Consider the following 23,051-nt stretch of genomic DNA (forward strand, 5'->3'; position numbering starts at 1 on the left):
GGGCCGCTGCGGATTCAGTGGTCCTCCGGGGCGCGGGTGGCCGCGCCCTCGACGGCGGAGGTGGCGGCGAGGGAGCCGAGCAGGGCCAGCGCGTGGGCGGAGTCCGTGTCCGGTTCGGCGTGGTAGACAACCAGAAGCTGGCCGTCGGTGCCGGTGACGGCGAGCTTGTCGCGGTAGAGGTCGAGGTCGCCGACCTCCGGGTGATGCAGGCGGCTGATCTCAGATACCCGCCGACGAACGTCGTGACGGGCCCACAGAGTGCGGAAGCGCTCGCTCTTGAGGGAAAGTTCACCCACGAGCGCGGCGAACCGCGGATCGCCGTCGTCAGCTCCGACAGCGGCGCGCAGCTGGGCGACCACTCCGGCGGTGGCTTGTGGCCAGTCCCGGTACAGGGCCCGTTCACGAGGGTCGAGGAAAGCCGAACGCAGCCGGTTGACACCCGGCGCGATGCTCGGTGACAGGGCGGTCGCTATCGGGTTCGCGCCCAGGACATCAAAGTACTTCCCCTGGACCAACGCCGGCATCGGCATCTGCGCGAGCAGATGCCGGATGCTGACGGGGACCTTCTCGTCCGCCGGCCGGGCCCTCCCGCGCGCCCGGTCGCGGGTGAGGCCGATCAGGTACGCGGTCGCGTCGGCATCGAGCTGGAAGACACGCGCCAGCGCTTCCAGGACCTGGACCGAGGGGTTGCGGTCACGACCCTGCTCCAGGCGCAGGTAGTAGTCCGCGCTGATCCCGGCGAGCGTGGCCACCTCCTCCCGGCGCAGGCCCGGCACCCGCCGCAGCCCGTGCGGATTGATCCCGACCTCCCCGGGTCGGACCAGTTCTCGCCGGGCTCGCAAAAACTCGCCGAGCGCGTTGGTGTTTTCCATAACGCCCACGGTAATTCCGCATCACACCCATATCACCTCGGGTGACTGTCCCTGCCACTCCCAGGAACACCGGGGTACTGCCCCACTGGCTCCGGTTGCCGCAGCATGAACACACGGCACGGTGATCCTTCGACCACCCACCAGGACTGACCTGCCGCAAGCTCCACCGACGAAAGGCACGACATGACCACCACTACTCCCGGCGGATCCCTCACCCTCGCCGAGGACCTCGTCATCAGTCGAATGGGATACGGCGCCATGCAACTCGCGGGTCCTGGCGTGTTCGGGCCCCCCAAAGACCGCGACCAGGCCTTGGCGGTACTCCGCGAGGCGATCGCGCTGGGCATCACCCACATCGACACCAGCGACTACTACGGCCCCTTCGTCGTCAACGAGCTGATCAAGGAGGCCCTGCACCCCTACCCGGGCGCACTGCACATCGTCACCAAGGTCGGCGCCCGCCGCGACGAGACCGGGGCCTGGATTCCCTCCCTGGAGCCCGCGGCCCTCAAGACGCAGGTTCATGACAACCTCCAGCACCTGGGCCTGGAAGCGCTGGACGTGGTCAATTTGCGCCTGGGCTCCGTCGAGGGAACCTCCGAGGAGTCCATCGCCGAGCAGTTCGGCGCCCTGGCGGACCTGCGTGAGCAGGGGCTGATCCGCCACCTGGGACTCAGCGGCGTCTCCCTCACCCAGCTCACCGAGGCCCAGGCGATCGCCCCTGTCGTAACTGTGCAGAACCTCTACAACCTGGCCAACCGCGCCGACGACGCGCTCGTCGCACACTGCGCGGCCCAGAACATCGCCTTCGCCTCGTTCTTCCCCCTCGGCGGCTTCAGCCCGCTGCAGTCGCAAACCCTCACAGACGTCGCCACCCGGCTGGAGGCCTCGCCGCAGCAGGTCGCCCTGGCCTGGCTGCTGCAGCGCTCGGCCACCACTGTCCTGATCCCGGGCACCTCCTCCCTCTCCCACCTGCGCGAGAACGTCTCCGCAGCCGACCTCGTCCTGCCCCCAGACGCCGTCGCCGAACTCGACACAATCGCCCAGTAGCACCACCAGCCCCGACGCTCACCGCGTCCCCGGCCGACCTGGCACGGCCGATCCAATGCGCGCGCCAATCCAGCGGCACCGCGAGGCAGAACACCGGACAGCGGAAATGACAGGTGATCACATGCGGTCGGCCGCCGTCCTGCTCGAAGTTCCGGGCGGCACCGGCAGCACCGTCACTGCCTCGCAGGCCAGCACGTCGTCACCACCCTCGCCCCGGGGTGAGGAGATCCCCGACACGTGCCACAACGGTGGCTGACGGAATGCCGCTCGCGCTGACGTGTCACTCGCCGCACCTGCCGTGGTCCACCGGTCAGGGGCTGGGCTCGTGTACAGCACCAGCAAAAATCCGCATGTAGCCTTCCGATGGTGAAGCCACTCGCGACCGGGACACCGGCACGAGTGGCTTCACCGACAAAAGCTCGGTCCACGTCGGCCCACGTCGGCTCGGGGATCGAGAAGCCGAGGCGGGTTTCCACGGCAACGCGGCTCTCGGCCGTGACGCCGCGTGGTGTGAAACCGGATACCAGCCCGTCGCCGGGTCCCACGGCACCTCGGCCTATGCGCAGGACCGCTGTACGGGTGGGTTGTGGCCGTTCTAGGGCCTCGGCAGGAGAGCCAGGGCCGTTTCGGCGATCGCGCGCAGTGCGCCAGGGCTGCTTCCGCCCTTGCCGAGGGCTTCGATACCGCGCAGCACGGCCAGGAGCAGGCCGGCGAGACGGGTGGGGTCGGCGTCCTGTTCGATATCGCCGGCCCGCTGTGCTCCCGCGATACAGGAGGAAATGAGTTCCTCGATCGCCGCGAACGTCTTGCGCGCCGTTGCCGCGACGGCTTCGTCTTGACCCGACAGTTCCGCGGTGCCCTTGGCGAGCAGGCAGCCGCGCAGGCAGACGTCCGAGGCGGTGACGTCCGCCGCTATCACGACATGCGCGCGCAGCCGTTCGTAGGCGCCGGCATCGGTACCCTCCAGCGCCCGGCGCACAGCCTCGATCAGCCCGGCGCAATAGTCGTCGAAGACCCGCAAGAACAGCTGATGCTTGTCGCCGAAGGCGCCGTACAGGCTGCCCTTGCCCAGACCGGTGGCCGTCGCGATGTCATCCACTCGCGCAGCCGCGTAACCGGCCGACCAGAACTGTTCTTCGGCCGCGGCCAGGACCTCGCCCTCATCGAAGCTTCGGGATCGTCCCATGTTCTCAGGATACCCATTCTTGACCACCCAGTCCAGAAGGGGCTACCTTGTGGACTGGATGGTCCAGAAAATTGGCCCGCCCCTCCCCGTCGCCGGTGCGGCCTCGAGCAGCACCAACGACACAGCCTCGCGGAAGGACAGTGCCATGAGCACCATGAACGGTAAGACAGCCCTGGTCACAGGCGCTTCCAGCGGTATCGGCCGGGCGATCGCCCGGCGCTTCGCCGATGACGGTGCCCGCGTCTACCTGACCGGCCGACGCGCGGACGAACTCGAAGCCGCCGCCAAAGACATGGGCCCCAACGCGATCGCCCTACCGTGCGATGTCTCGCAGGCCGCCGACCTCGACCGGGTGATGGACGTCATCCGCAGCGATGGACGACGCCTGGACACGGTGGTGGCCAACGCCGGCCTGGGTGACGGATCGTTCCTCTCGGACGTGACCGAGGAGCAGTTCGACCACGTCTTCGGCGTGAACACCAAGGGCAGTCTTCTGACGGTGCAGAAGTCCCTGCCCCTGCTGACCGGGAGCGCTTCGGTCATCCTGCTGGCATCCTCCACCATCCACCAGGGCGCCGACCGGATGGGCGTCTACTCCGCGTCCAAGGCCGCCGTGCGCAGCCTCGGCCGGACCTGGGCCGCGGAACTGGCCCCGCGCGGCGTACGCGTGAACGTCATCACGCCCGGCCCTATCGCCACCCCCGCGATCGAGCGCATGGCCGACGGGCTCGGCCTGAGCATTCAGGACCTCCACGGTGCGATGGCCGCGAACGTTCCATTGCGGCGCATGGGCCGCCCCGAGGAGGTCGCTGCGCTGGCCGCCTTCCTGGCTGGCTCCGAGAGCTCCTTCATCACCGGCGCCGAGCACTTCGTCGACGGAGGACAAGTCCAGGTCTGACCTTCGTCAGCCGCTCCCGACCAGGTGAGAGACGCCAACCCGTGCTACTCGCGGGTGCAACGAACCGCCTTTGCGGTCCCAGCTTGTACATGAAGTCACCGCCTGTCCGCGAGGGCACGGTCGCGGACTGTGAAGGCGCGGATGAATCCGCGAACTCGGTCGTTGCGGCCGCACGGTCCCAGGAGAAGCGCCTGTGCCGCGCCGCCTGGCAGGAGCACACAGACCGGGACCATGCGGTGGGAGAAGCCCGTGCGCTGCCGGGGACGTCCGCCGCGGGCGTCCAGCCTTCCGCTTTCCGGCGGTTGCTCAGGGCGCAGCGGAGCAAGCGTTGGCAACGACGGCGTCGCTGACGAGTTGTTACCGGCGCGTCCCTCCGATCGTGCGCCTTGAGGACATGCCCAGGGAACGCCTCGGAGAGTTCCTCGAACGGCGTCGATGCGTAGGAGGCGCGTGCGCACGCAGAGCCGCGGACCGGGATCTCGCGATCGCCCGCGGGGCAGGCTGCCGAGCGCGAACGGATCAGGACGAAGGGCTTTCACTCGTCGGCTGCGTGGCGCCGGGTCCGTAGATCATCCGTACGTGCGCGGGGTCCACGACGGTGCCGTTCGTGTCGGTGAAGGCAAGGTTGACCGGTTGCCCGGTGGCCTCATCGACGAGGAGCATCGCGGGTTCGCGGCTCGTTCGCGCGTACTGGTCGCCCCAGGCAGTGAGCGCCGCGAGGACCGGGAGCGTATCGCGGCCCGCGTCCGTCAGGAGGTACTCAGTACGGGCGCGCTTCCCGGGCTCACGGTAAGGCCGGCGGTCCAGGAGTCCCGCCTCGACGAGTGACTCAAGGCGGCCCAAAAGGATATTCGTAGGCACGCCGATCTTCTGGAACTCCGCATAGCGCGTGCGTCCCAAGGCCGCCTCCCGGAGGATCAGCAGATTCCACTTCGGGCCCAGCACCTCAAGGCTGTGCGCGATCGGGCAGTACCTGTTCACCGGGAGCTCAAGGATGTTCATATCTCACAGCTTAGCTGACTTCCATAAAACCAGCCAGAGGCCTACTTTAGTTATTGAAAGCCAGAGTCGGACCGAGAACGAGGAGATGTGACATGACTGAGCTCCTGAACTCCATAATTTTGGTGACGGGCGCGAACGGAGGGCTGGGTCGCGAGTTCGTACGGCAGGCCCTCGACCGTGGCGCTCAGAAGGTGTACGCGACTGCCAGGAAGCCCCAGGACTGGGACGATCCCCGCATCATCCCGCTCGCCCTGGACGTGACGGACCCCGCTTCGGTCGCGGCTGCGGCCGAAGCGGCGAACGACACCACCGTGGTAGTGAACAACGCGGGCAGCGGCAACAGGAGCCGTTTGCTCAGTATCACTCTCAGCGACCTGCGATCGCTCTACGAGACCAACGTGTTCGGGCCGCTCACGGTGGCGCAGACATTCGCGCCCGTCCTCGCGAAGAACGGCGGCGGCTCACTGGTGGACATCCACTCCGCGCTCAGCTGGGTGTCCACGCCCTCGGCCTACCCGTCGACGAAGGCTGCCTTCTGGTCGCTGACCAACGGGTTGCGCATCGAGCTCGCCGGTCAGGTCACCCACGTCCTGGGCGCGCACCTGGGCTTCGCGGACACCCGTCTCACCGCTGGACTCGACGTGCCCAAGGAGGACCCGCGCGACATCGTGGCCGCGATCTACGACGGCCTCGAGGCGGGGGAGCACGAGGTCCTTGCAGATGACGCCACCCGTAAGATCAAGGGGAAACTCTCCGAACCGCTTGAAGCCCTGTACCCGCAGTTCGCTGCCACCCCCGTTGAGGAGCAGTGACTGCCCGACACGAGCACCTCGTTGCGGCGACGGCACTCCACGGTAAGAAGCTGATGCTGTCGGGCATCTTGGGGTCCCAGTAGGAACGGACCAGGAAACCTGGCGTTGCTTACGCAGCTGGATCTCACTGATGCGAGTAATAGTCAAATCCTGTGGATCTTCGCGGGTGAACCTCAAGCCAGCCGCAGCCATTGATCAAGGATCCCGAAGTCCTGGTCGGTGAGGCCGCGGGACGACGCGACGTGATGGAGGAGGGCCGGCGCGGGGTGGTGGGTGGATACCCAGTCGCGATCGGCGTCGGTGATCTCGTCGTCGACCCAGGCGAATGGCCGTTTGTCCGCCCACTCCACGAGGGTTCGGGTTTTCCAGTGGAGTCCGAACCATTGGTCTTCGCGTTCGTGGGAGGCGCAGGGTTCCGGCCAGTTCACGACCGGCAGGTGCGGCAGGCCGAGCCGTGGTGCCAGCTCGGTGTTCGCCTCCTCTTCCCAGGTTGTGGCCCAGACCAGGTCGCACGGCAGCGCCGTGAGCCGCGGCCCGACCTGCGGATCGAGCCGCGCCAGGTGTGAGTCCGATGCGGTGCCCGATGGCTCGCGCTGTGGGCCGTCGCCGAACGGCAGGAGCGGCCCGTCGACGTCCAGGAAGAGCAGTGGACGGTTCCCGCGCGCGGTCACGCTGCGCTCACCTCGGGACGTTCGACGAGGTGGCCGTTCTTGAACGTGGCGCCGTTGCGGACAAGGGCGACGAGGTGAGGTGCGGTGATCGCGCGCCAGCGGGCCTGGGCGGACTCGGCGAGCTTGAACACCATCGCCAGGGCTGCGGCCGGGCTGCCGGCGCCACGGGTGACCCGGGTCCTCAACTTGACGGTGCTGAAGGTGGATTCGATTGGATTTGTCGTTCTGAGGTGCACCCAATGTTCGGCAGGGAAGCCGTAGAACGCCAGGAGTTCATCGGTCTCGTCGATGACCTTCTTCACCGCCTTCGGCCACTTCGCACCGTAGGTCCGCTCGAACTCCTTGACGGCCTTCTCGGCGTGGTCGCGGCCCTCGGCGTTGTAGACCTCCTGCAGGGCCTTCTTGGCGCCGGGCTGTGCGGACTTCGGCAGCGCGTTCATGACATTGCGGACCTTGTGAACCCAGCACCTCTGGTGTCTGGCCTGCGGGAACACCTCAGTGAGAGCGCGCCACAGACCCATCGCACCGTCACCGACGACGAGCTCGGGGTCCCGCATGCCGCGCCGCCGGCAGTCACGCAGCAGGTCGGCCCAGGACTCGGTGGACTCGCGCAGGCCCTCGGCGAGCGCGATGAGTTCCTTGCGGCCGTCCGTGCGCACGCCCATGAGGACCAGGACGCAGGAGCGGGCCTGGCCGAGGCGGACCTTGGGATGCACACCGTCCGCCCACACGTAGACGTAATCGGACTCCGACAGGTCGCGGGCCTGGAAGGCGGCGTGATCGTCCTGCCACTGCTTCGTCAGACGCGTCACGGTGGCCGGGGAGAGCCCGGCCGAGCTGCCGAGGAACTGCTCCATCGCGGGCACGAAGTCACCGGAGGACAGTCCGTGCAGGTAGAGCAGGGGCAGCACCTCGCTGATCTTCGGCGACTTCCGGCACCAGGGAGCCAGGATCTGCGACGAGAACCGCTTGCGCTCGCCCGTCTCGGTGTCGACGCGCTTGTCGTTCACACGCGGTGCCTTGACCGGGACCGGCCCGGCGGCCGTGGTCACTGTGCGCTCGGCGTGGTGGCCGTTGCGGACCACAAGCCGGCGCCCCTTCTCGTCGCGCTGGTCGGTCAACTCCGCTATGTATTGGTTGACTTCGGCCTCCAGGGCCGCGGCGAGCATCCTCCTGGCGCCCTCGCGGACGATGCCGTCCATGAGGGAGCCGCCCTCGGTAGTTCCGTCGTTGTTGACTACGCTGAGCACGGGCGTACCTTCCCAACCCGCGCGCCAACGCGGGCCTACTCGATGACCAGAAGTCGATCACTCGGGAAGGTACGCCCTCCGCGTTCCGCGAGGCACCCTTCTCAAGGTCGATCCACAGGTCTTGAGCATTGCTCCACTGATGCTGAGTGATCGGTGTGGGGGGGGTGGGTGCGGCGGCGTAAGGCCGTGCAGGACATGGCGATGCGGGCCCGGGTGGTCCTGGCCTGCGACGATGTCGGGGAAGACGGTTTCCCCGTGTCGACGCGTGTGGTGATCGAGCGGGCCGGGGTGTCCCGCGACACCGTCTCGAAATGGCGCCAGCGTTTCCTGGCGGACAGTCTCGACGGGTTGTCGGACGAGCCGCGTCCGGGTCGGCCCCGCACGGTGATGGACGAGTAGGTCGCCGATCTGATCGCCCGGACGCTGGAGTCGAAGCCGGAGAACGCCACGCACTGGTCGACCCGGTCGATGGCGAAGAAGACCGGGCTGTCGCAGTCGACCGTTTCGCGGGTGCGGCGGGCTTTCGGCCTGCAGCCACACCGGTCCGAGACATTGAAGCTGTCCACGGACCCGTTCTTCGTCGACAAGGTCCATGACGTGGTGGACGTGGTGGGGTTGTACCTCGATCCACCCGAACGGGCGCTGGTTCTCTGTGTGGACGAGAAGCCGCAGATCCAGGCACTGGACCGGTCCCAGCCGGTGCTGCCGATGATGCCCAGGGTGCCCGAGCGCGATGACCGCCTGCGCGATGACCGCCTGGATGAGTGTTGCGATGCCCGCTTCGGCCCCCCTGCGTTCTCGGCCGGCCCGTATGGAGGCGCCGATCGTACGGGAGTGTCCGGCCGGGCCGCAGAGGTCAGCAAGAAGAGGAACCAGCATTCCTCCGTTGACGAGGTGGGGTGGACCCTGGTCCAGAGGTCGCCACATCGATCAGGCAGTGCCCGAGCGAGCTGGCGTAGGTGCAGCACACCGCGACGACGGCGTTGCTGACCTGCCCGGTGGTGCCGGTGTATTGACGCCCGACCCCGGCGGTAGCCCCGCCCTTCTTCTCCTGGCCGGTCTCGTCGAAGACCAGCACCGCTCCGGGCACGGCCAGGTGGCGTACGACAAAGCGGCGCACCGCACGCAGAACGGCCTCCTCATCCCCTGCCGCCTGGTAGAGCAGGCGTCGCAGTCCGAAGGCCCTGCTCTGTCCGGCGTGCTCGGCCGTCGTCCAGCAGTTCTTGCGCGGCAGGTCGGCCATGAGGCCGCGCAGGTAGTCCAGGGCGTGAGCCCTCCGCTCACGGCTGGCGAAGAGCGGGGCCAGATCGGCCGTGAGCTCGTCGAACTTCTCCTGGAACGGATCGCGCTTCATCTGGCGGGTTTGCAGTCGACCTGGCGGCGCTGCGCGCGAGCGGTCGAATGTGGCGGGATGATAAGGTATCTGGCGTTCGTGTTCGATTCAGCTTGAGGAAGTTGGGAGGTGGGGTTGATGACCGCGCTCAAGGCCACTGCCATGTGCTCCGCCCAGACCACCCTCACGTCCTGGGCTGTGGCCTGACCTCATCTGGATTCGCCCTCGCTGGGAGCGTGAGCTCGCGGGGCAACCCCACACGAACCAACCATGAAACGGATCTCCATCCATCATGAGCATCAACTGGATCACGCGTGCCGAGACCAGCGCCGACATCCCCACCATTCACGACATCACCCTCGCCGCGTTTGACACTCCTTTGGAGGCCGACCTCGTCGACGCCCTGCGCGCCGACCCTTCGTGGATCGACGGACTGTCCATCGTCACCACCGACCAGGACGGCAAGCTCATCGGCCACGCGCTGCTGACCCGCTGCCACATCGACGACACCCCGGCCCTGTGCCTGGGCCCCGTCGCCGTCCGGCCCGAGTACCAGAAGACCGGCGCCGGCTCCGCGGCAATCCGCGCCGCGTTGCAGGCTGCCAAGGAGCTGGGCGAGCACTTCGTCATCGTCCTCGGACACCCGACGTACTACCCGCGGTTCGGCTTCACTCGCGCTTCCGAGTACGGCATCGGACTCAGCATCGATGTCCCGGACGAGGCCATGATGGCCCTCACCCTCGACGTCGACCATCCGCTGCCCAGCGGCACTGTCCACTACGCCGCACCGTTCGGCATCTAGTCAAAGCCCGCCGTGCCGGGGTCGCCACCGAACCTCGGCACGGCGGTTCCAGACCGCTCACGCACAGCGCGCCAGATCGACTCCAATCCCGCCAGATGAAGCGCAACGTCTCACTGCCGTCCCGTCAGATCACGAAGTGCGACCGGAGTAACAGGCCGGGGGCAACGGAGCGGATGCGCCCGCCCGAGTGGCAGCTGGAGCGCGGCCTTGCAGGCGGACCCGCAGCGTTTCGATGATCTCCTTCCCACGAGCGGCGGCAACGCCGCTCGTACCTCGATGCCGCCGTCACCGCGCCGCGTGGAGTGTCTGCTGCCCCCAGCGGCCGTCAGCAACGAATCGCGGCCACCCGAAACCTCGCAGGCTCAGCATTGGTCTGACTGGACGTGCCTACACACGGCGAAACCTGCGACTCCCGGCACGACCCGGTGAGCCGCTTCCGGCCGACGCCTGACCGATCGCTCCGGCTGGCCGGCTGGGGGCGTGGAGGGATCGGGCAGGCATTCTGCCCGGGGCGCGGAACACCAGGTCAGCGCACTCGTCCGCGCGATTTCAGCGGGACCGGGGGGAGTTCGGGAGCGGGGAGCGGGGGGCCGTCGTAGCCGTGTACCGTGCCGAAGCGGGTGCCTGACTCCCACTCCGAACGGGCCTGTTTGATATCCTCGTTGGACCGCCCGATGAAGTTCCACGATCTTTACATCGCGGGCATCGGCGCCTTCCTGCCGGAGCGCGTCACGACGCAGAAGGCCGCCGCTGAGGGCTGGTACGACCCTGAGGATGCGGAGCGGCTCGGCTGGCTGTCCGTGGCTGTGGCGGGTGAGACCCCGGCGCCGGACATGGCGGTGCGTGCCGCGCGCGACGCGCTGGCCATGTCAGGGCTCTCCGCGGAGGACATCGCGGTTCTGATGCACGTCAGCTGCAACCACCAAGGCCCGGACATGTGGTCCCCCAGCACTACATCCTGCGCCACACCCTCGGAGGCACGACCCCGCGCTGGAGATCCGACAGGGCTGCAACGGATTTCTCGCCGCCATGGAACTGGCGGACTGCTATCTAGCCGCTCCCGCGGACCGCGTGGCCGCCCTGATCACCTCGGCCGACAACTGGGGGGACCCGCTCGTCGACCGCTGGCGCGCGACGCCCGGTGGGCTGTTCGGCGACGCGGCGACCTCGCTGGTGCTGTCGCGGCGCGGAGGCTTCGCCCGCCTGGTCAACGTACGCGCCACTTCTCTGCCGGAACTGGAGGAGCTGAACCGCGGGGGCGAACCTCTCTTTCCTCCGGGATGCACCACAGGGGTCAAGGTCGACCTGCGCGAGCGGGCCGCGACCACCCACCAGCCGGTCGTCGGGTCCCGGTGTACCGGATGCTCGTCCCGCATTCTGCGATACCACTCGTAAATGGCGGGGTCATTGACGTTCGGCTGCGGTGGAATCTCATGGTCGAGGGCGGACATCCCATCACCTTTCTCACCTGAATCGACAGGTCGGCCACCGCAGCGTGGCGGGCCGCACCCCGATCGGGCACCCGGGTGTCCCCCAGCCTCGACCCCAGGATGAGCGCCCCGCACCCGACAGGGTCGTCACTCCAGGCTCGCGTCGTACTGCTCACGCCACTTGTCGATGAGTGCGGCCATCTCCCGCCCCATGAAGGCGTAGAAGTCCTGCATCTCCGCCAGCCGGCGTCCGGCGACGCTGTCCTCGCCCGCGACCTTGATGCCCTCGGCCGCCGCATCCCCCATCGACGCAAGGAGCGCGTTCTGATTGCCCATCAAGGTCGCCCACGCGTGCTCACGGAACCGGTAGTGGTCACGGCGGCTGCCCGGGGCGGGGACCCGCTCGATGATCCCGGTGGGAATCAGCTGCTTGACCGCGTTGGAGACCGCGCCCGAACTGATCTTGAGTTCCTCACAGAGACCCCCCGCGGTCATGTTCGTCTGCCGGCTGAAGAGCAGGGCGGTCATCACTCGTGCGGTGGTCCTCTGCATGCCGCTCTCGGAGAGAGTGAGCGCCAGTCTCTCGGCAGCTTCGCGCAGCTGTTCGATCTTGTCGTCCATGACTCCTCCTGGGTAGCAATGCCCCATCATAGCCAGAACTGCCAGAACTCCAATCGTTTACAGATCTCTGAACGTTCGATATGTTCCGAGCATGGAGAATGTGATCGAGCTACGTGAGCTCACCAAGACCTACGGCGCACGGCGGGGCCTGAGCGGTCTGAACCTGGAGGTGCGCGCGGGCGAGGTGTTCGGCTACCTCGGGCCCAACGGCGCGGGCAAGTCCACCACCATCCGGCTGCTGCTCGACCTCATCCGGCCGACCGGCGGCACCGTCACCGTCCTCGGCCTCGACCCGCGCGCCGACGGGGTCGCCCTGCGACGCCGTGTCGGCTACCTGGCCGGCGACTTCGTCTGCGACGGCCGCCAGAACGTACGCGGCTACCTGCGTTTCCTGGCCGCGCTGCGCGGCGGCGTCCCACAGGAGCGGATCGACGACCTGGCCGATCGTCTGGGTCTGGACCAGACCACGAAGGTCAAGAAGCTGTCGAAGGGCAACCGACAGAAGTTCGGACTGGTGCAGGCGTTCATGCACACCCCTGAACTGCTCATCCTGGACGAACCCAGCTCCGGCCTCGATCCGCTGGTCCAGCAGACGTTCCTCGACCTCGTCGCCGAAGCGGCGGGCAACGGCCAGACCGTCTTCATGTCCAGCCACATCATGAGCGAGGTCGAGGCGGTCGCCGACCGCGTGGGCATCATCCGCGACGGCCTCCTCGTCGCGCTGGACACCGTCGACAACCTGCGCGCGGGAACCGTACGGGACATCGAAGTCACCTTCGAGTCCCCCGTCCCCGCCGGCGCCTTCTCCTCCCTGCCCGGCGCCGATCGGCTGAGCCTCGACGAGGCCGGCACCACACTGACCGGCCAGGTCGCGGGCAGCCCGGACGCGCTGATCAAGGCCCTCGCCCTGCACACGGTCACCGGGCTGCGCGCGACCGAACCCGCTCTGGAGGAACTCTTCCAGTCTTACTACGAGAGCGCCGAGGACGCCCCGCGCACCGTGCCGGCCCAAGCGGTCTGAGCTCCCCCTCCCCCACCCCCGTCAGGACCCCGGCCGCCACAGAACCGAAGGACCCCCGCATGAACACCGCCGTCTTCACCAAATCGCTCACCGACAACCGCCGCGGCCTGCTCGGCTGGGCCCTGGGCACCGCCGTGGTGGGCATGGCGTACGCGAGCACCTATCCCTCGCAGAAGGAGAACACCGCCAACCTGCCCGAGGCTCTGCGCGAATCCCTCCACATCGACGCGTCAGCCGCCGGCTATCTGCACGCCAGTGTCTTCGGCGTCATTCTCCCCTTGCTGGCCATGATCTACGGAGTGACCACCGGCTCCCGGGCCGTCGCCGGCGACGAGGAATCCGGGCAGCTCGACCTGTTCCTGGCGCACCCCGTCACCCGTACCAAGCTGGTTCTCCAGCGCTTCGCCGCACTCGTCACCGGCGCTCTGGCCATCGCCGCCCTCGTCTGGATCGCCCTGCTGGCCATCCGCAACAGCGCCCAACTCACCAGCGTCACCCCCGTCGAGTTCCTCGCCCAGTGCCTCAACCTCGCACTGCTCGCCATCACGTTCGGAGCACTCGCGCTCGGGGTCGGAGCCGCGGTCGGCCGCAGGGCGGTCGTCCTCGCCTCCACTGCGGTCATCGGCGTCCTGGCGTACTCCGCGAGCACCTTCGCCGGCCAGCTCGGCGCCGACTGGATCGCCTATCTCTCGCCGTTCCACTACTACATCGGCGGAGAACCCCTCAAGAACGGCTTCCAGTGGGCCGACGCGACCGTCCTCGTAGGAGCCACCGCCGTACTCATCCTCGCGGGCACCCTCCGCTTCAACCGCCGGGACCTCAACAGCTGACCACCTCACCAGGACCGGGAGACCGACACCACCCACGCGACGGTTCTTCATCGCGACAGCCGCGCAGGTGAGCGCCGCGGCAGGCGGCGCTCACCCCATGCATGGGCGTGCGGGCCCCTCAGGCTCCGTGGCGCCATGTGAGAGTGCGGCTGCGATCCGGGCGGCGGTCCGCTCGCTCGCGTGCTGTCGCAGCAGTCCTTCCAGTGAGGTGGCACGCAGCCGAATGTAGGTGGCCGCCCCGGTACTGCGTGTCATCGTGATGGTGACCACGACGGGGTTCAGCCGTCCGAATCCACCTCCGGTCACAGCACGGACGACGGGACGGCGGTTCTGGATTCCGGCACCGGTGAAATCCACGATGTGGCCTGCTTCTTCCAGGACTTCGGTCACGCGGCTGAACGCCTCAGCGGCTGGAAGCGGAACGGTGAGGAGGGTGACGTAGACGCGTTTTCCCCTTGCCTTGGCCGTAAGCCGGGCTATTCGGCGGCTCGCACCGGTAGTGGCGGCCAGTGCGGCCAGTTCGTCGGCCAGGATCGCGTCCTCGCCGCGTCGCATGTCGGTTCGCTCCCCGTTGACGCGATGCACGGGCCTCGGTAGACGGGTCATGAAGTGGTTCTTGCCGCGCGAGAGTGCTGGACGAGGTAAGAGATGAAGAGGACAACGGCGCTGACTGCCAGGGCGGTTCCGAGGTAGGAGCAGTAGGCGATCATGTCCTGCGAAGGATGGGCGAGCCGCGGGAGCAGATTGGCCACCGCCGCCAGATGCAGACATAGGCAGGCGGCGCCGACCAGTCGCAGCGACCCGGGTCTGCGCCGGAGCCAGGGTGGCTTCCATCCGGCGGCGACAGCGACGGCCCAGGGGATCACGACCACGAACCAGAGGATGAGAACGCCCTGGAGCATCACGTAATTCACGTCTGTTGACTGCTTTCTGGCAGGTGCTCACGGATGGATCGAGTGATGAGGCGGTTGAGCCCTACTCGTTCCGGATCGGCGCCGACTTGAGGTGAGGTGCCCGTGGCGGTCACGGTCGTTCGGTGCCGAGGACCGAGGTCAGGACCGGGTGGCGCCTTGGTAGATGTCCGGGATGCCATCGTGGTCGTTGTCGACGGATTCCAGGGCGCACAGGCGCTTGTAGACGCGGTTGCGCCAGCGCAGCACCAGAGTGGCGAGGAGCGCGGAGACCACGGATCCGAGGAGGATCGCGGTCTTGATGTGGTCTTCGCGGGCGGTGCCGGGGGTGAAGGCCAGCTCACCGATGAGTAGGGAGACGGTGAAGCCGACGCCGGCGAGCAGGGCGATGCCCAGAATGTCGAACCAGGAGAGCTCCTCGTCCAAGGTGGCGCGGGTGAAGCGGGCAAGGAGGTAGGTGGCACCGAACACGCCGAGGAGTTTGCCGAGTACGAGGCCGAGGCCGACGCCGAGGCCGGCGGGGTCGCTCAGGGTGGGGCCGAGGCCCCCCGAGAGGGAGACACCGGCGGAGACAAGTGCGAACAGCGGGACGGCGACGCCGGCGGACAGGGGGCGCCAGCGGTGTTCGAAGCGTTCGGAGAGGCTGGCCTGTTCACCGCCGTGGGCGAGGGCGGGTACCGCGAAGCCGAGGAGAACGCCCGCGATCGTGGCGTGAATGCCGGAGGCGTGCATCAGGGCCCACGCCACCACCCCGACGGGGACCAGCAGCCACCAGTGGATGATGCGGTGACGGGCCAGTAGGCCGAACAGGGCGATGGCGGCGAGGGACCCGACCAGCGGGAGAAGGCTGATGTGATCGGTGAAGAAAACGGCGATCACCAATACGGACAGCAGGTCGTCCACGACGGCCAGGGTCAGGAGGAAAGAGCGCAGGCCTGCCGGAAGGTGGGTGCTGATGATGGCGAGCACCGCGACGGCGAACGCGATGTCCGTGGCCATCGGCACAGCCCAGCCATCGGTGGTTCCGCCGCTCATCACCGCGTTGACCGCGAGGTAGACCAGGACGGGCCCCGCCATGCCGCCGACCGCGGCGATGATCGGCAGCGCGGCCCGGGTGGGGGAGCGCAGATCACCGTCGGCGAACTCCCTTTTGAGTTCGAGCCCCACGACGAAGAAGAACATGGCAAGCAGTCCGTCCGCGGCCCATTGCCCCACACTCAGGTGCAGATGCAGTGCAGCGGGCCCGAACGTGGCGCCGGTGAACGTGGAGTATCCGGCCTTCCAAGGGGAGTTCGCCCAGATCAGTGCGATCGCCGCTCCTGCGAGCAGGAATATGCCGCCGAGCGTCTCACTGCGCAGGGCCGAGGCCACGGCCTGGGCGCGCCGCCAGCTGGGGCGTGTGAAAAGACGCTCGGGAGACACGGGAGGCGGTGTGATGGCCACGAAGCGGCTCCTGAGGAGAAGAGGGCAGGACGAAGACTCGCCGACCAGACTTCCCGGCATACCGAGGCCACCCTATCCCGGTACGGGCCGGGTATCAGGGTTGGTGATGTGGAGTCAGATCGGGGCAACGGATACGGTGTGCCCGTGAAGAAGCCGCGCAGGTGGTCCGAGATCAGGTCGTTGATCGCGTGGTGGGTCGTTGTCACCGTCGTTCTTTGGGTTCTTGGGATAGTTTTCGATCAGCCGGTGCGGCTCGCGGGCTGCGCCGCGACCGCCGCGCTCGTGATCGCCATCGGTGAGGTCGGCGACCGGCTGAGGCGACGGTGGTCGTCGGGGCGTGGCGCGAGGGCGCGCGGGACCGGCTGACGCGCGGCCCTCCACGGAGGGTCGCCGCCGGGCGGGCGGACAACCGGTTCGTCTAGGTCGTGTTTTAGGTTCGGGCCTCTGCGCGGGTCCATGGCAGCCGAGATGCCTACGGCACGCCAGGCTCTGCCGGTCCGCTGACCACGCCCTGCGAGTACAGCCTTGGGACTGGTACAGCGATTGGCAATGAGAACGATCAATCGATGGCCATGGTCAGGCACAAGAGGTCATCCTCGTTGACCCTGAAGGCCAGGCAGGATCCATCCCTCTCCGGACCCGGCCCCGCAGGAGCGTCACCCGTCCACCCTATCGGGGGAATACGGTTGAGTGCTCCCGAGGCGCCAATGCCCGCCGGGCTACGTTCGTCAGGAAGACCGGCAGCAGCACCCTTCACACTCAAGGAGCACGACCATGGGCGCGTACAAGGAGAGGGCCATGAGCCTGTTCATGCGGCTCGACAAGAACCACGACGGCAACATCGATCCGGCCGACCTGGGAATCCTCGCAAGGGGCACGGGTGACCAGCGGTCGGACCTGGCCCGGAGCACCGGGCAGTTGGTCCAGGGCTTCATCCAGGACGCCGACCGGAACAAGGACAGCAGGGCGAGCCTGGATGAACTGGCCGCCTGCGTGGACAAGTCGATGGCCGGGACGACTCCCGAGACCCTTCCCACGTACGTCCGCGATTTCGCCTCCACGCTGTTCGTCGTCATGGACACCGACAAGTCCGGCAAGGTCGACAAGGCCGGCTTCGAGGCGTACCTGAAGGCCCAGGGGACCAGCGTCGACGTCGCCGGCCGCGAGTTCGAGATGCTCGACCGCGACCACGACGGATTCCTCACTCGCGACGACATCCAGGGGGCGGCTCACGCCTTCTTCACCGCCCCGGACGGGGCCCCGGCGTTCTGGCTCCTCGCTGCCGTTCCCGCGTAGGGCGCGACCGCGTGACGGGGCCCTGAAGGACCTTCGCCTACCCGTGCGGCATTCGGTTCGCAGGGGTCCTCTCCCTGCCAACCGCAGGACCGCACCGGCGGCGAACGGGAGGACGGGCACGAGGTGCGCGGCTGGCATTTCGACGTCCTTCCGGACGAGGCGGTCCGGCAGCGGCGCCGATCGCTGCCGGACCCCGGCCGCCAGCCCCTCCGACCGCTCAGTGCCTGGCTCGCCGAGTGGTAGACGCGCCAGCCGGTCATCGCGATTTCCGAGCGTGCTCAGAGCCATTCGTTGATCGCGGCCACCACGACGACGGCCTCGAACCGCACGGCGAGCTTCTCGAACCGCATCGCCACGGCCCTGTTGCGCTTGAGCCGGCCGATCGCGCACTCCACCGCGTGGCGTGCCTTGTAGTCCTCACCGTCGAACGCAGGCGGGCGCCCGCCCGAGCGGCCCCGCCGCACGCGATTGCGGACCTGGTTGGCTGGCTCCGCGATCGTGCAGGATACCCCGCCTGCGCAGGTAGGCGCGGTTGGCGGCCGACGAGTACGCCTTGTCGGCCCGCACCCGCACCGGAGTCCGCCTTGGCCGACCCGGGCCCAGCCGCGGCACCCGGATCGCCTCCAGGGCCGGCACGAACTGCGGACTGTCGCCGCGCTGTCCCGCTGTCACCAGCAACGACAGCGGCTTCTGGCCCTGCTCGCACGCCAGATGAATCTTCGTGCCGAATCCGCCCCGCGACCGGCCCAGCCCATGGTCGTCCGGCTCGCGCACCATTCCGCCGGGCGGCCCTTCTGCCCGGCCCCGTCCCGGCGTGCACCGGCCGCGTGCTGGTGAGCCCGGCAGACCGTGGAGTCGACACTCACCTCCCACACGATCAGCCCCGCCGTATCCGCCCGCGCCTGCAACAACGTCAGCATCCGCGCCCACACACCTTCGCGCTGCCAGCGCCGGAACACCCGTACACGGTCTGCCAAGGCCCCTACCCGGGCGGGAGGTCACGCCACGGAGCGCCCGTCCGCACCCGCCAACCCCATCAACCAACCGCCGCCGGTTCCCCGACCTGCGACGCACACCCTCCGCAGGCAACACCGACTCCAACACCGCCCACTGCTCGTCCGAAAGATCCCCACGCCCCACACCGCGATCATCACGATTCCGCGACAACGCCGGGACCCGACCCTAAAACACGGCCTAGTCGTGTTCCGTACGTGCTTCGATGTCGTCGAGGCCGCTGGGTCGTCCGGCGCGGGTCCAGCGCAGGTAGAGGATCGCGGCGATGACGACCGTGGCCAGGAGGGACAGGAGCGGCCAGCCGCGGGTGAGGTTGACGACCAGAGTGAAGGCGACCGCGAGAGCGGCGACCGCGTTGAGCGTGGCCAGCGCGGGTTTGTGTTCCGTGCGGGCGAAGTGGGTCATGGCGAGCAGGCCCACGAGGAAGCTGACGAATACCGCGACAGCATAGAAGAGAACGAGCCTCTGCTCCTTTCCCGCTGCCGCCAGGATGACCAGAGCGGCAGCCGCGAGATACACGACCACCGACCAATAAGGCGTGTACTGGCGGTTGGTGTGTCCCAGCCAGGCGGGCAGTACCGCTGGCCGTTGCGGGCTTCCGGCGAGGGCTTTGAGGAGTCCGGGGCCGGCCTGGAACGAGGAGCTGGCGGCGGCCAGCAGGAGCAGAGCGCTGGTCAGCTGGAAGATCGTGTAGAGCCAGCCCGGCCCGGCGGCGGCGTGGGCGATGTCGGCGATCTGAGTGGAGTCGTGCGCGGGCAGGCCGATGTGCAGCCGGGTTGCCAGGGCGGTCAGGGCGAGGGTCAGTCCGCCGACGATGACGACCAGCAGGGCCAGGGTGCCGCGGCCGAAGCGGCGGCGTGCGGTGTCGTCGAGCTGGCCGAGCTGGGCGATCGCCGTCGATGGCGCCTCCACACCGGTGGCCAGGGCCATCGCCACGGGAAACGCCAGCACAACGGCCAGCACGGCCGCGTGGGAGCCGGAGTGGGGCGTGGACGGCGCGGTGCCCGTGGTGTGCGGGGAGGTGAACCCGAGGATGAGAACGGCCACAGCGACGGCGACGAACAGCGCGGTCATCACCGCGAACAACAACCGCCCCCGATGGCCGAACCACGTCAGCCCCGCCACGGCGAACAGCAGAACCAGCGCGAAGGCGACGCGCCATGGCGCCAGTTGGGGAGCAAGGGCGATGACCGCGCTGGCGGCCGCGGAGATGGAGACGCCGATGGTCAGGACAAAATCGACGACCAGCGCCCCGATCGGCAGGAACGTCCACCGCGGACCGAACGCCCGCCCGGCGGCAGCGGCGGCGCCACCCCCTTTGGGAAAACGCGCCACCAGCTGCCAGTAGTTGGCGGTCACCAGCGCGACCAGGCCCACCACCAGGGCCATGGTCGGCAGCAACCGGGACAGATCACCGTCCAGAGCGTGCAGGGCGGCCTGGATGGCGTAAGCGACGGAGGAGACCGGGTCGGCGATCACGGCGAAGGCGAACGCGAAGAACAGCACGGACCTCCGCGGCCCGAGCCGCGGCGACGAGGTTGCGGCGGAAGCATGGTGCGTCACGGGGGACGTCCTGACTAGAAGCAGCACTGAGCAATTAGCGTCCAGTCTTCCGCCACTCCGACGGGAAACGTACACCCGCACCCGCGACACCCCGGGCACACATCGCTATGTTGTCAGGCGGAGAGCGCCCTTGCCTCGCCACGCTTCGGCAGCAGTTCGCCGTCATGCTCAGAGTCCGGACAGTCCCTCCACGACCTGGTGCGCTGGAAGGTGATGCCGTGGCGGAGAACCGGGCAGTACACACCTGCGGCTGATGCGGAGGTCTGGACCTTGCGCAGGCGGGCGACCAGCTTGCGCAGGGACCAGGGAGTGAAGTGCCGGCCGAGCTTGGCCGGGCAAGGGAAGGTTCCGCTGTGCGAGGCCGCCCTTGAGTTCCCAGGTGATGAACTCGGCGGACGGCTTCGCCGACCCGAACCAGAAGCGGCTTGCGAAGACCGCCGACTCGGATGCGGCGTTGCTCTCAAGGACTTGCGGAGTGGAACTGGGCATCGTTACGACGGACGCCTCTCCTCCAAGACATACTCACCTCTCTCAGCGACCCCCAGAACTCAACGCCACCAATTCGGTCACGCCACCTTCGAGCCGGTGAGAAAGACAGAGCTGAAATGGGCCGTACAAAACTCAAATCTTGCAAGCAGTCCGCCACCGTACCTGATACTGAGCCAGTGCGGTGGACCATTCCAAGGCAGACGGCTCCTCCTCCGCTGGAATAACTCCGTGCCCCTTTCGATTGCTTACCTTGTACTGGTCGTGAGAGGGGGACACTGGTGGCTGACCTCATGCTGTTTCGGCAGGACGCCAACGGCCGCGATGTCGAGCTTCGGGGCTCCGATGGCGCTCAGCGTGAGCGCGTAGCATCTGTGCCTCTTCGATGACCTGCAAGGAGGCTGCGCCCTGACGGAGCTTGCGAACGAGGGCGGTTTCGGGGCCGGTTGGCTGCTGGGAGAGATCTTCCAGCAAAACGTGATCGGGACGGGTCAGGCGCCGCCGTACCTCGTCCATCGCCGCCGCGGTGACGCGTTTGCTCAGCACTGCCGGGGGCGGACTGTCGAGGACCAGAAGCTCCGTCCATCGGGCGATGGGAAGCCCTTGAGTGGCGTCGCGAGTACGCCGGAGCAACTCTGCGTAGAGAGCGCCGATCATCGCCATAGTGAGCCCTTGGCCGAGATCGGCCAGGACTCGGGTGTTACGCAGCTCGATGTCCCCGCGCCGTGGCAGAGGCCTTACACGCACCAGAGGAAGAAAGTCGGTGAGCGCGTCCTCTGTGACTTTCAGGTGCGCCGCGACCCGTTTCCGGCACGCGTCGTTGTCTCCTCCCAGGCCCTTCGACAGGGCCACGACCGGATCATCAGCGGGATCGAGATGGCCCTCGATACCTGCGGTCAGCTGATACGTAAGACCCGTGCCGACGACGGTTTCGTACGTACGCCAAAGGCTCCTGAGAGGCTTCTTCGGTGCCGAGCCGGTCGGTGCCGAGCCGGTCGGCACCGAGCAGGTCGTCCCCGGGCAAGCCGCCGCCGGACCAGTCGTCCCCGGGCAGGTCGGCACCGGGCCGGCCACCGCCGGACCGGACGCTCCCGGACGGACCGCCACCAGGTCGGTCGCCACCGCCTGCTGGAGGCGGAGTTGCCCGAGCTGCGGCTGCTGCTTGTCGGTGGCGAACCGCTGTCGCTCGGCGAGCAGCTCCGGCTCCAAGGGCTGCTTCCGGCACCGGGTGCCCGGGTGCTCTCGGTGTACGGGACCGCCGAGGTGGCCGGCTGTGGCACGTGGTTCGAGCCCGAGCAGCCACCGGGCCCGGTGACACGAGCGGAGCGGGCCGCGTATCTCGGAGTGCCGTTCCCCGGCTGCGCGGCGGAGGTGCGAAAGGGCGAGATCTGGCTGACGACGCCCGGAAGCGCGGACGCCGTCCCGACGAGGAACGGGGGACGGCAGGATGCAGGCGGGCCGTTGGAGTTCCGGGGGCGGCTCGATCAGCGCGTCACCATCGCGGGGCGGACGGTCGACACCTACCGGGTCGAGGCAGCGCTCGCAGGTCACCCGGAGGTCGGGGCGGCCGTGGTCACGGGCGAGCGGGGCCGTACCGGGCAGCGGGTGATCGCCTTCGTCGTGCCGGCCGAGGGCGCCAGCGCGACGGTCGCGTCCCACAATTCCAGTACTAGGCGCCTTGTGACGTGCCACGTTGATGCTCACCGGCGCTGATCGGGGCGGTCGGGGCGCAACTCGAGGCAGAGCTGCACCCCTGCCGGTGAATGCCTTGCCCTGGGTCCGGCGGGAGGTGATCACACGAGCGGTGGCGGGCCACGTGGTCGGCAGCGTGTTCGGCCGCCGCCGTTTCCCTTACCCGTATCGCGTCATCACGACGTCAATGCGGCTGACGTTGTTCACTGCTTCTTGGGGCTTCCGCTGGTTCGTGGCTGGCTCGGTGTCGCGTAGACGACCAGGTTGTCGCGGTACTCGCCCCGGCCGCGGTCGTAGGTTCCGCCGCAGGTGATCAGTCGCAGGGCCGGGGGGCCGGTGGTCGCGTAGACCTGGCTGTCGGGGAGCGCGTCCTTCTCGTACTGCCGCAGAGCGCGGACGGTGAACGTCGCGTTGCCACCGTCCTCGCGACGCAGGGTGATCTTGTCGCCGGGGCGTAGTGAGGAAAGTCCGTGGAAGGCGCCGGGGCCGGTTGCGGAGTCGACGTGGCCGACGAGGACTACCGCGCCGGGATCGCCCGGCCGGGGCCCGTCGCTCCACCAGCCGACCCGGGCGGGGTCCTTCGGTACGCCGAGCCGGCCGTCTTGCTGCACCCGCAGGCCGACGAGTCCCTGGTCGAGTCCGAGGGCGGGTATCCGTATCCGGGTCGGGGCTGCGTGGGATGTACGGCTCGCGGAGGGGTCGACCGTCTCGTCCGGGCCCGGGTGGACGGGCACGGTGCCGATGTCCGTCCGTTCCGGTGCCGGCTCGGGGGCCGACATCAGCGCGGATACGCCGACGCAGGCGAGGGCTATACCGGCAACGACCGTTCCGGCGGCGGCGGTTCGGCGCGTGGGCGGTCGGAATGCTC

Annotated in this window: 23 protein-coding genes and 3 pseudogenes; 11 read left to right on the plus strand and 15 right to left on the minus strand. The window is 68.2% G+C overall.

All coding sequences use genetic code 11. The features are described from left to right. Window positions 1-14 precede the first annotated feature (14 nt). The gene (locus OG349_RS02605; protein WP_327233015.1) at window positions 15-872 is read right to left on the minus strand and encodes a helix-turn-helix domain-containing protein; all 858 of its coding nucleotides are present in this window, start codon (window positions 870-872) and stop codon (window positions 15-17) included. 183 nt (window positions 873-1,055) lie between these two features. Between OG349_RS02605 and OG349_RS02610 the strand changes: the two genes are divergently transcribed. After that, the gene (locus OG349_RS02610) at window positions 1,056-1,922 is read left to right on the plus strand and encodes an oxidoreductase (protein WP_327233016.1); all 867 of its coding nucleotides are present in this window, start codon (window positions 1,056-1,058) and stop codon (window positions 1,920-1,922) included. Window positions 1,923-2,517: 595 nt separating this feature from the next. Here the strand turns inward: OG349_RS02610 and OG349_RS02615 are convergent. Beyond that, window positions 2,518-3,108 carry a TetR/AcrR family transcriptional regulator gene (locus OG349_RS02615; RefSeq protein WP_327233017.1) on the minus strand — a complete coding sequence of 197 codons (591 nt, stop codon included), beginning with the start codon at window positions 3,106-3,108 and terminating at the stop codon, window positions 2,518-2,520. 145 nt (window positions 3,109-3,253) lie between these two features. Here OG349_RS02615 and OG349_RS02620 point away from each other — a divergent pair, with 145 nt between their 5' ends. Then, window positions 3,254-4,006 (plus strand): SDR family NAD(P)-dependent oxidoreductase, encoded by a 753-nt coding sequence (locus OG349_RS02620; protein ID WP_327238414.1) that lies wholly within the window; start codon window positions 3,254-3,256, stop codon window positions 4,004-4,006. Window positions 4,007-4,525: 519 nt separating this feature from the next. Here OG349_RS02620 and OG349_RS02625 read toward each other — a convergent pair. Further along, window positions 4,526-5,008 (minus strand): winged helix-turn-helix transcriptional regulator, encoded by a 483-nt coding sequence (locus OG349_RS02625; RefSeq protein WP_327233018.1) that lies wholly within the window; start codon window positions 5,006-5,008, stop codon window positions 4,526-4,528. 92 nt (window positions 5,009-5,100) lie between these two features. Here OG349_RS02625 and OG349_RS02630 point away from each other — a divergent pair, with 92 nt between their 5' ends. Further along, window positions 5,101-5,820: an SDR family oxidoreductase gene (locus OG349_RS02630; protein WP_327233019.1), complete on the plus strand. Its 720-nt coding sequence runs from the start codon at window positions 5,101-5,103 to the stop codon at window positions 5,818-5,820. Window positions 5,821-5,993: 173 nt separating this feature from the next. Here the strand turns inward: OG349_RS02630 and OG349_RS02635 are convergent, their stop codons facing one another. Then, window positions 5,994-6,491, minus strand: a complete 498-nt coding sequence (locus OG349_RS02635) for an HAD domain-containing protein (RefSeq protein WP_327232586.1) — start codon at window positions 6,489-6,491, stop codon at window positions 5,994-5,996. Continuing rightward, complete coding sequence (locus tag OG349_RS02640) at window positions 6,488-7,741, minus strand: IS256 family transposase (protein WP_327232585.1); 1,254 nt, start codon at window positions 7,739-7,741, stop codon at window positions 6,488-6,490. The genes OG349_RS02635 and OG349_RS02640 overlap by 4 nt, the downstream gene beginning before the upstream one ends. 153 nt (window positions 7,742-7,894) lie before the next feature. Between OG349_RS02640 and OG349_RS02645 the strand changes: the two are divergent. Then, window positions 7,895-8,473, plus strand: a pseudogene (locus OG349_RS02645) (IS630 family transposase); the annotation flags it as partial. Window positions 8,474-8,597: 124 nt separating this feature from the next. Here the strand turns inward: OG349_RS02645 and OG349_RS02650 are convergent. Next, the gene (locus OG349_RS02650; RefSeq protein ID WP_327233020.1) at window positions 8,598-9,095 is read right to left on the minus strand and encodes a transposase; all 498 of its coding nucleotides are present in this window, start codon (window positions 9,093-9,095) and stop codon (window positions 8,598-8,600) included. Window positions 9,096-9,366: 271 nt separating this feature from the next. Here OG349_RS02650 and OG349_RS02655 point away from each other — a divergent pair, with 271 nt between their 5' ends. Beyond that, a complete protein-coding gene (locus OG349_RS02655; protein ID WP_327233021.1) occupies window positions 9,367-9,876 on the plus strand; it encodes a GNAT family N-acetyltransferase in 510 nt (169 codons plus the stop codon). Between the two features lie 526 nt (window positions 9,877-10,402). Here the strand turns inward: OG349_RS02655 and OG349_RS02660 are convergent. Further along, window positions 10,403-10,561 (minus strand): annotated as a pseudogene (locus tag OG349_RS02660) (pirin family protein); the annotation flags it as partial. A 311-nt stretch (window positions 10,562-10,872) separates the two neighbouring features. Between OG349_RS02660 and OG349_RS02665 the strand changes: the two are divergent. Beyond that, window positions 10,873-11,271: a hypothetical protein gene (locus OG349_RS02665; protein ID WP_327238415.1), complete on the plus strand. Its 399-nt coding sequence runs from the start codon at window positions 10,873-10,875 to the stop codon at window positions 11,269-11,271. A 182-nt stretch (window positions 11,272-11,453) separates the two neighbouring features. Here OG349_RS02665 and OG349_RS02670 read toward each other — a convergent pair whose 3' ends face one another. After that, window positions 11,454-11,927, minus strand: a complete 474-nt coding sequence (locus OG349_RS02670; protein ID WP_327233022.1) for a GbsR/MarR family transcriptional regulator — start codon at window positions 11,925-11,927, stop codon at window positions 11,454-11,456. A 91-nt stretch (window positions 11,928-12,018) separates the two neighbouring features. Here OG349_RS02670 and OG349_RS02675 point away from each other — a divergent pair, with 91 nt between their 5' ends. Continuing rightward, window positions 12,019-12,948, plus strand: a complete 930-nt coding sequence (locus OG349_RS02675) for an ABC transporter ATP-binding protein (RefSeq protein ID WP_327233023.1) — start codon at window positions 12,019-12,021, stop codon at window positions 12,946-12,948. Between the two features lie 59 nt (window positions 12,949-13,007). Beyond that, entirely contained in the window at window positions 13,008-13,778 is a 771-nt protein-coding gene (locus tag OG349_RS02680) for an ABC transporter permease subunit (protein WP_327233024.1), read from the plus strand. 90 nt (window positions 13,779-13,868) lie between these two features. Here the strand turns inward: OG349_RS02680 and OG349_RS02685 are convergent, their stop codons facing one another. The 3 genes from OG349_RS02685 to nhaA all read right to left on the minus strand — a co-directional run bounded on the left by OG349_RS02685 (window position 13,869) and on the right by nhaA (window position 16,132). Next, on the minus strand, window positions 13,869-14,333 hold the full coding sequence (locus OG349_RS02685) for a hypothetical protein (RefSeq protein ID WP_327233025.1): 465 nt from the start codon (window positions 14,331-14,333) through the stop codon (window positions 13,869-13,871). Between the two features lie 47 nt (window positions 14,334-14,380). Further along, window positions 14,381-14,692 carry a hypothetical protein gene (locus tag OG349_RS02690; protein ID WP_327233026.1) on the minus strand — a complete coding sequence of 104 codons (312 nt, stop codon included), beginning with the start codon at window positions 14,690-14,692 and terminating at the stop codon, window positions 14,381-14,383. Window positions 14,693-14,830: 138 nt separating this feature from the next. Beyond that, a complete protein-coding gene (gene nhaA / locus OG349_RS02695; RefSeq protein WP_327233027.1) occupies window positions 14,831-16,132 on the minus strand; it encodes a Na+/H+ antiporter NhaA in 1,302 nt (433 codons plus the stop codon). Window positions 16,133-16,276: 144 nt separating this feature from the next. On the opposite strand from nhaA, the gene OG349_RS02700 reads away from it, so the two are divergent. Further along, window positions 16,277-16,498: a hypothetical protein gene (locus tag OG349_RS02700; RefSeq protein WP_327233028.1), complete on the plus strand. Its 222-nt coding sequence runs from the start codon at window positions 16,277-16,279 to the stop codon at window positions 16,496-16,498. Window positions 16,499-16,906: 408 nt separating this feature from the next. Further along, window positions 16,907-17,428, plus strand: a complete 522-nt coding sequence (locus tag OG349_RS02705; protein WP_327233029.1) for an EF-hand domain-containing protein — start codon at window positions 16,907-16,909, stop codon at window positions 17,426-17,428. A 278-nt stretch (window positions 17,429-17,706) separates the two neighbouring features. Here OG349_RS02705 and OG349_RS02710 read toward each other — a convergent pair. The 3 genes and pseudogenes from OG349_RS02710 to OG349_RS02720 form a co-directional block, all read right to left on the minus strand. Next, a pseudogene (locus tag OG349_RS02710) lies at window positions 17,707-18,568 on the minus strand (IS5 family transposase). Window positions 18,569-18,622: 54 nt separating this feature from the next. Continuing rightward, the gene (locus tag OG349_RS02715) at window positions 18,623-19,948 is read right to left on the minus strand and encodes an amino acid permease (protein ID WP_327233030.1); all 1,326 of its coding nucleotides are present in this window, start codon (window positions 19,946-19,948) and stop codon (window positions 18,623-18,625) included. 834 nt (window positions 19,949-20,782) lie between these two features. Continuing rightward, entirely contained in the window at window positions 20,783-21,493 is a 711-nt protein-coding gene (locus tag OG349_RS02720; RefSeq protein WP_327233031.1) for a hypothetical protein, read from the minus strand. Between the two features lie 138 nt (window positions 21,494-21,631). On the opposite strand from OG349_RS02720, the gene OG349_RS02725 reads away from it, so the two are divergent. Continuing rightward, complete coding sequence (locus OG349_RS02725) at window positions 21,632-22,204, plus strand: AMP-binding enzyme (RefSeq protein WP_327233032.1); 573 nt, start codon at window positions 21,632-21,634, stop codon at window positions 22,202-22,204. A 182-nt stretch (window positions 22,205-22,386) separates the two neighbouring features. Here the strand turns inward: OG349_RS02725 and OG349_RS02730 are convergent, their stop codons facing one another. After that, a complete protein-coding gene (locus OG349_RS02730) occupies window positions 22,387-22,962 on the minus strand; it encodes a class F sortase (RefSeq protein WP_327233033.1) in 576 nt (191 codons plus the stop codon). Window positions 22,963-23,051 lie beyond the last annotated feature (89 nt).

Origin of the sequence: Streptomyces sp. NBC_01317, from assembly GCF_035961655.1 — a bacterium.
In the GTDB taxonomy this organism is placed as follows: Bacteria; Actinomycetota; Actinomycetes; order Streptomycetales; family Streptomycetaceae; genus Streptomyces.

What these genes read in the sequence shown, in the direction of transcription:
- OG349_RS02605 (WP_327233015.1), bottom strand. Translation starts at nt 872, where the DNA reads ATGGAAAACACCAACGCGCTCGGCGAGTTTTTGCGAGCCCGGCGAGAA.
- OG349_RS02610 (WP_327233016.1), top strand. Translation starts at nt 1,056, where the DNA reads ATGACCACCACTACTCCCGGCGGATCCCTCACCCTCGCCGAGGACCTC.
- OG349_RS02615 (WP_327233017.1), bottom strand. Translation starts at nt 3,108, where the DNA reads ATGGGACGATCCCGAAGCTTCGATGAGGGCGAGGTCCTGGCCGCGGCC.
- OG349_RS02620 (WP_327238414.1), top strand. Translation starts at nt 3,254, where the DNA reads ATGAGCACCATGAACGGTAAGACAGCCCTGGTCACAGGCGCTTCCAGC.
- OG349_RS02625 (WP_327233018.1), bottom strand. Translation starts at nt 5,008, where the DNA reads ATGAACATCCTTGAGCTCCCGGTGAACAGGTACTGCCCGATCGCGCAC.
- OG349_RS02630 (WP_327233019.1), top strand. Translation starts at nt 5,101, where the DNA reads ATGACTGAGCTCCTGAACTCCATAATTTTGGTGACGGGCGCGAACGGA.
- OG349_RS02650 (WP_327233020.1), bottom strand. Translation starts at nt 9,095, where the DNA reads ATGAAGCGCGATCCGTTCCAGGAGAAGTTCGACGAGCTCACGGCCGAT.
- OG349_RS02655 (WP_327233021.1), top strand. Translation starts at nt 9,367, where the DNA reads ATGAGCATCAACTGGATCACGCGTGCCGAGACCAGCGCCGACATCCCC.
- OG349_RS02670 (WP_327233022.1), bottom strand. Translation starts at nt 11,927, where the DNA reads ATGGACGACAAGATCGAACAGCTGCGCGAAGCTGCCGAGAGACTGGCG.
- OG349_RS02675 (WP_327233023.1), top strand. Translation starts at nt 12,019, where the DNA reads ATGGAGAATGTGATCGAGCTACGTGAGCTCACCAAGACCTACGGCGCA.
- OG349_RS02680 (WP_327233024.1), top strand. Translation starts at nt 13,008, where the DNA reads ATGAACACCGCCGTCTTCACCAAATCGCTCACCGACAACCGCCGCGGC.
- OG349_RS02685 (WP_327233025.1), bottom strand. Translation starts at nt 14,333, where the DNA reads ATGCGACGCGGCGAGGACGCGATCCTGGCCGACGAACTGGCCGCACTG.
- OG349_RS02705 (WP_327233029.1), top strand. Translation starts at nt 16,907, where the DNA reads ATGGGCGCGTACAAGGAGAGGGCCATGAGCCTGTTCATGCGGCTCGAC.
- OG349_RS02730 (WP_327233033.1), bottom strand. Translation starts at nt 22,962, where the DNA reads ATGTCGGCCCCCGAGCCGGCACCGGAACGGACGGACATCGGCACCGTG.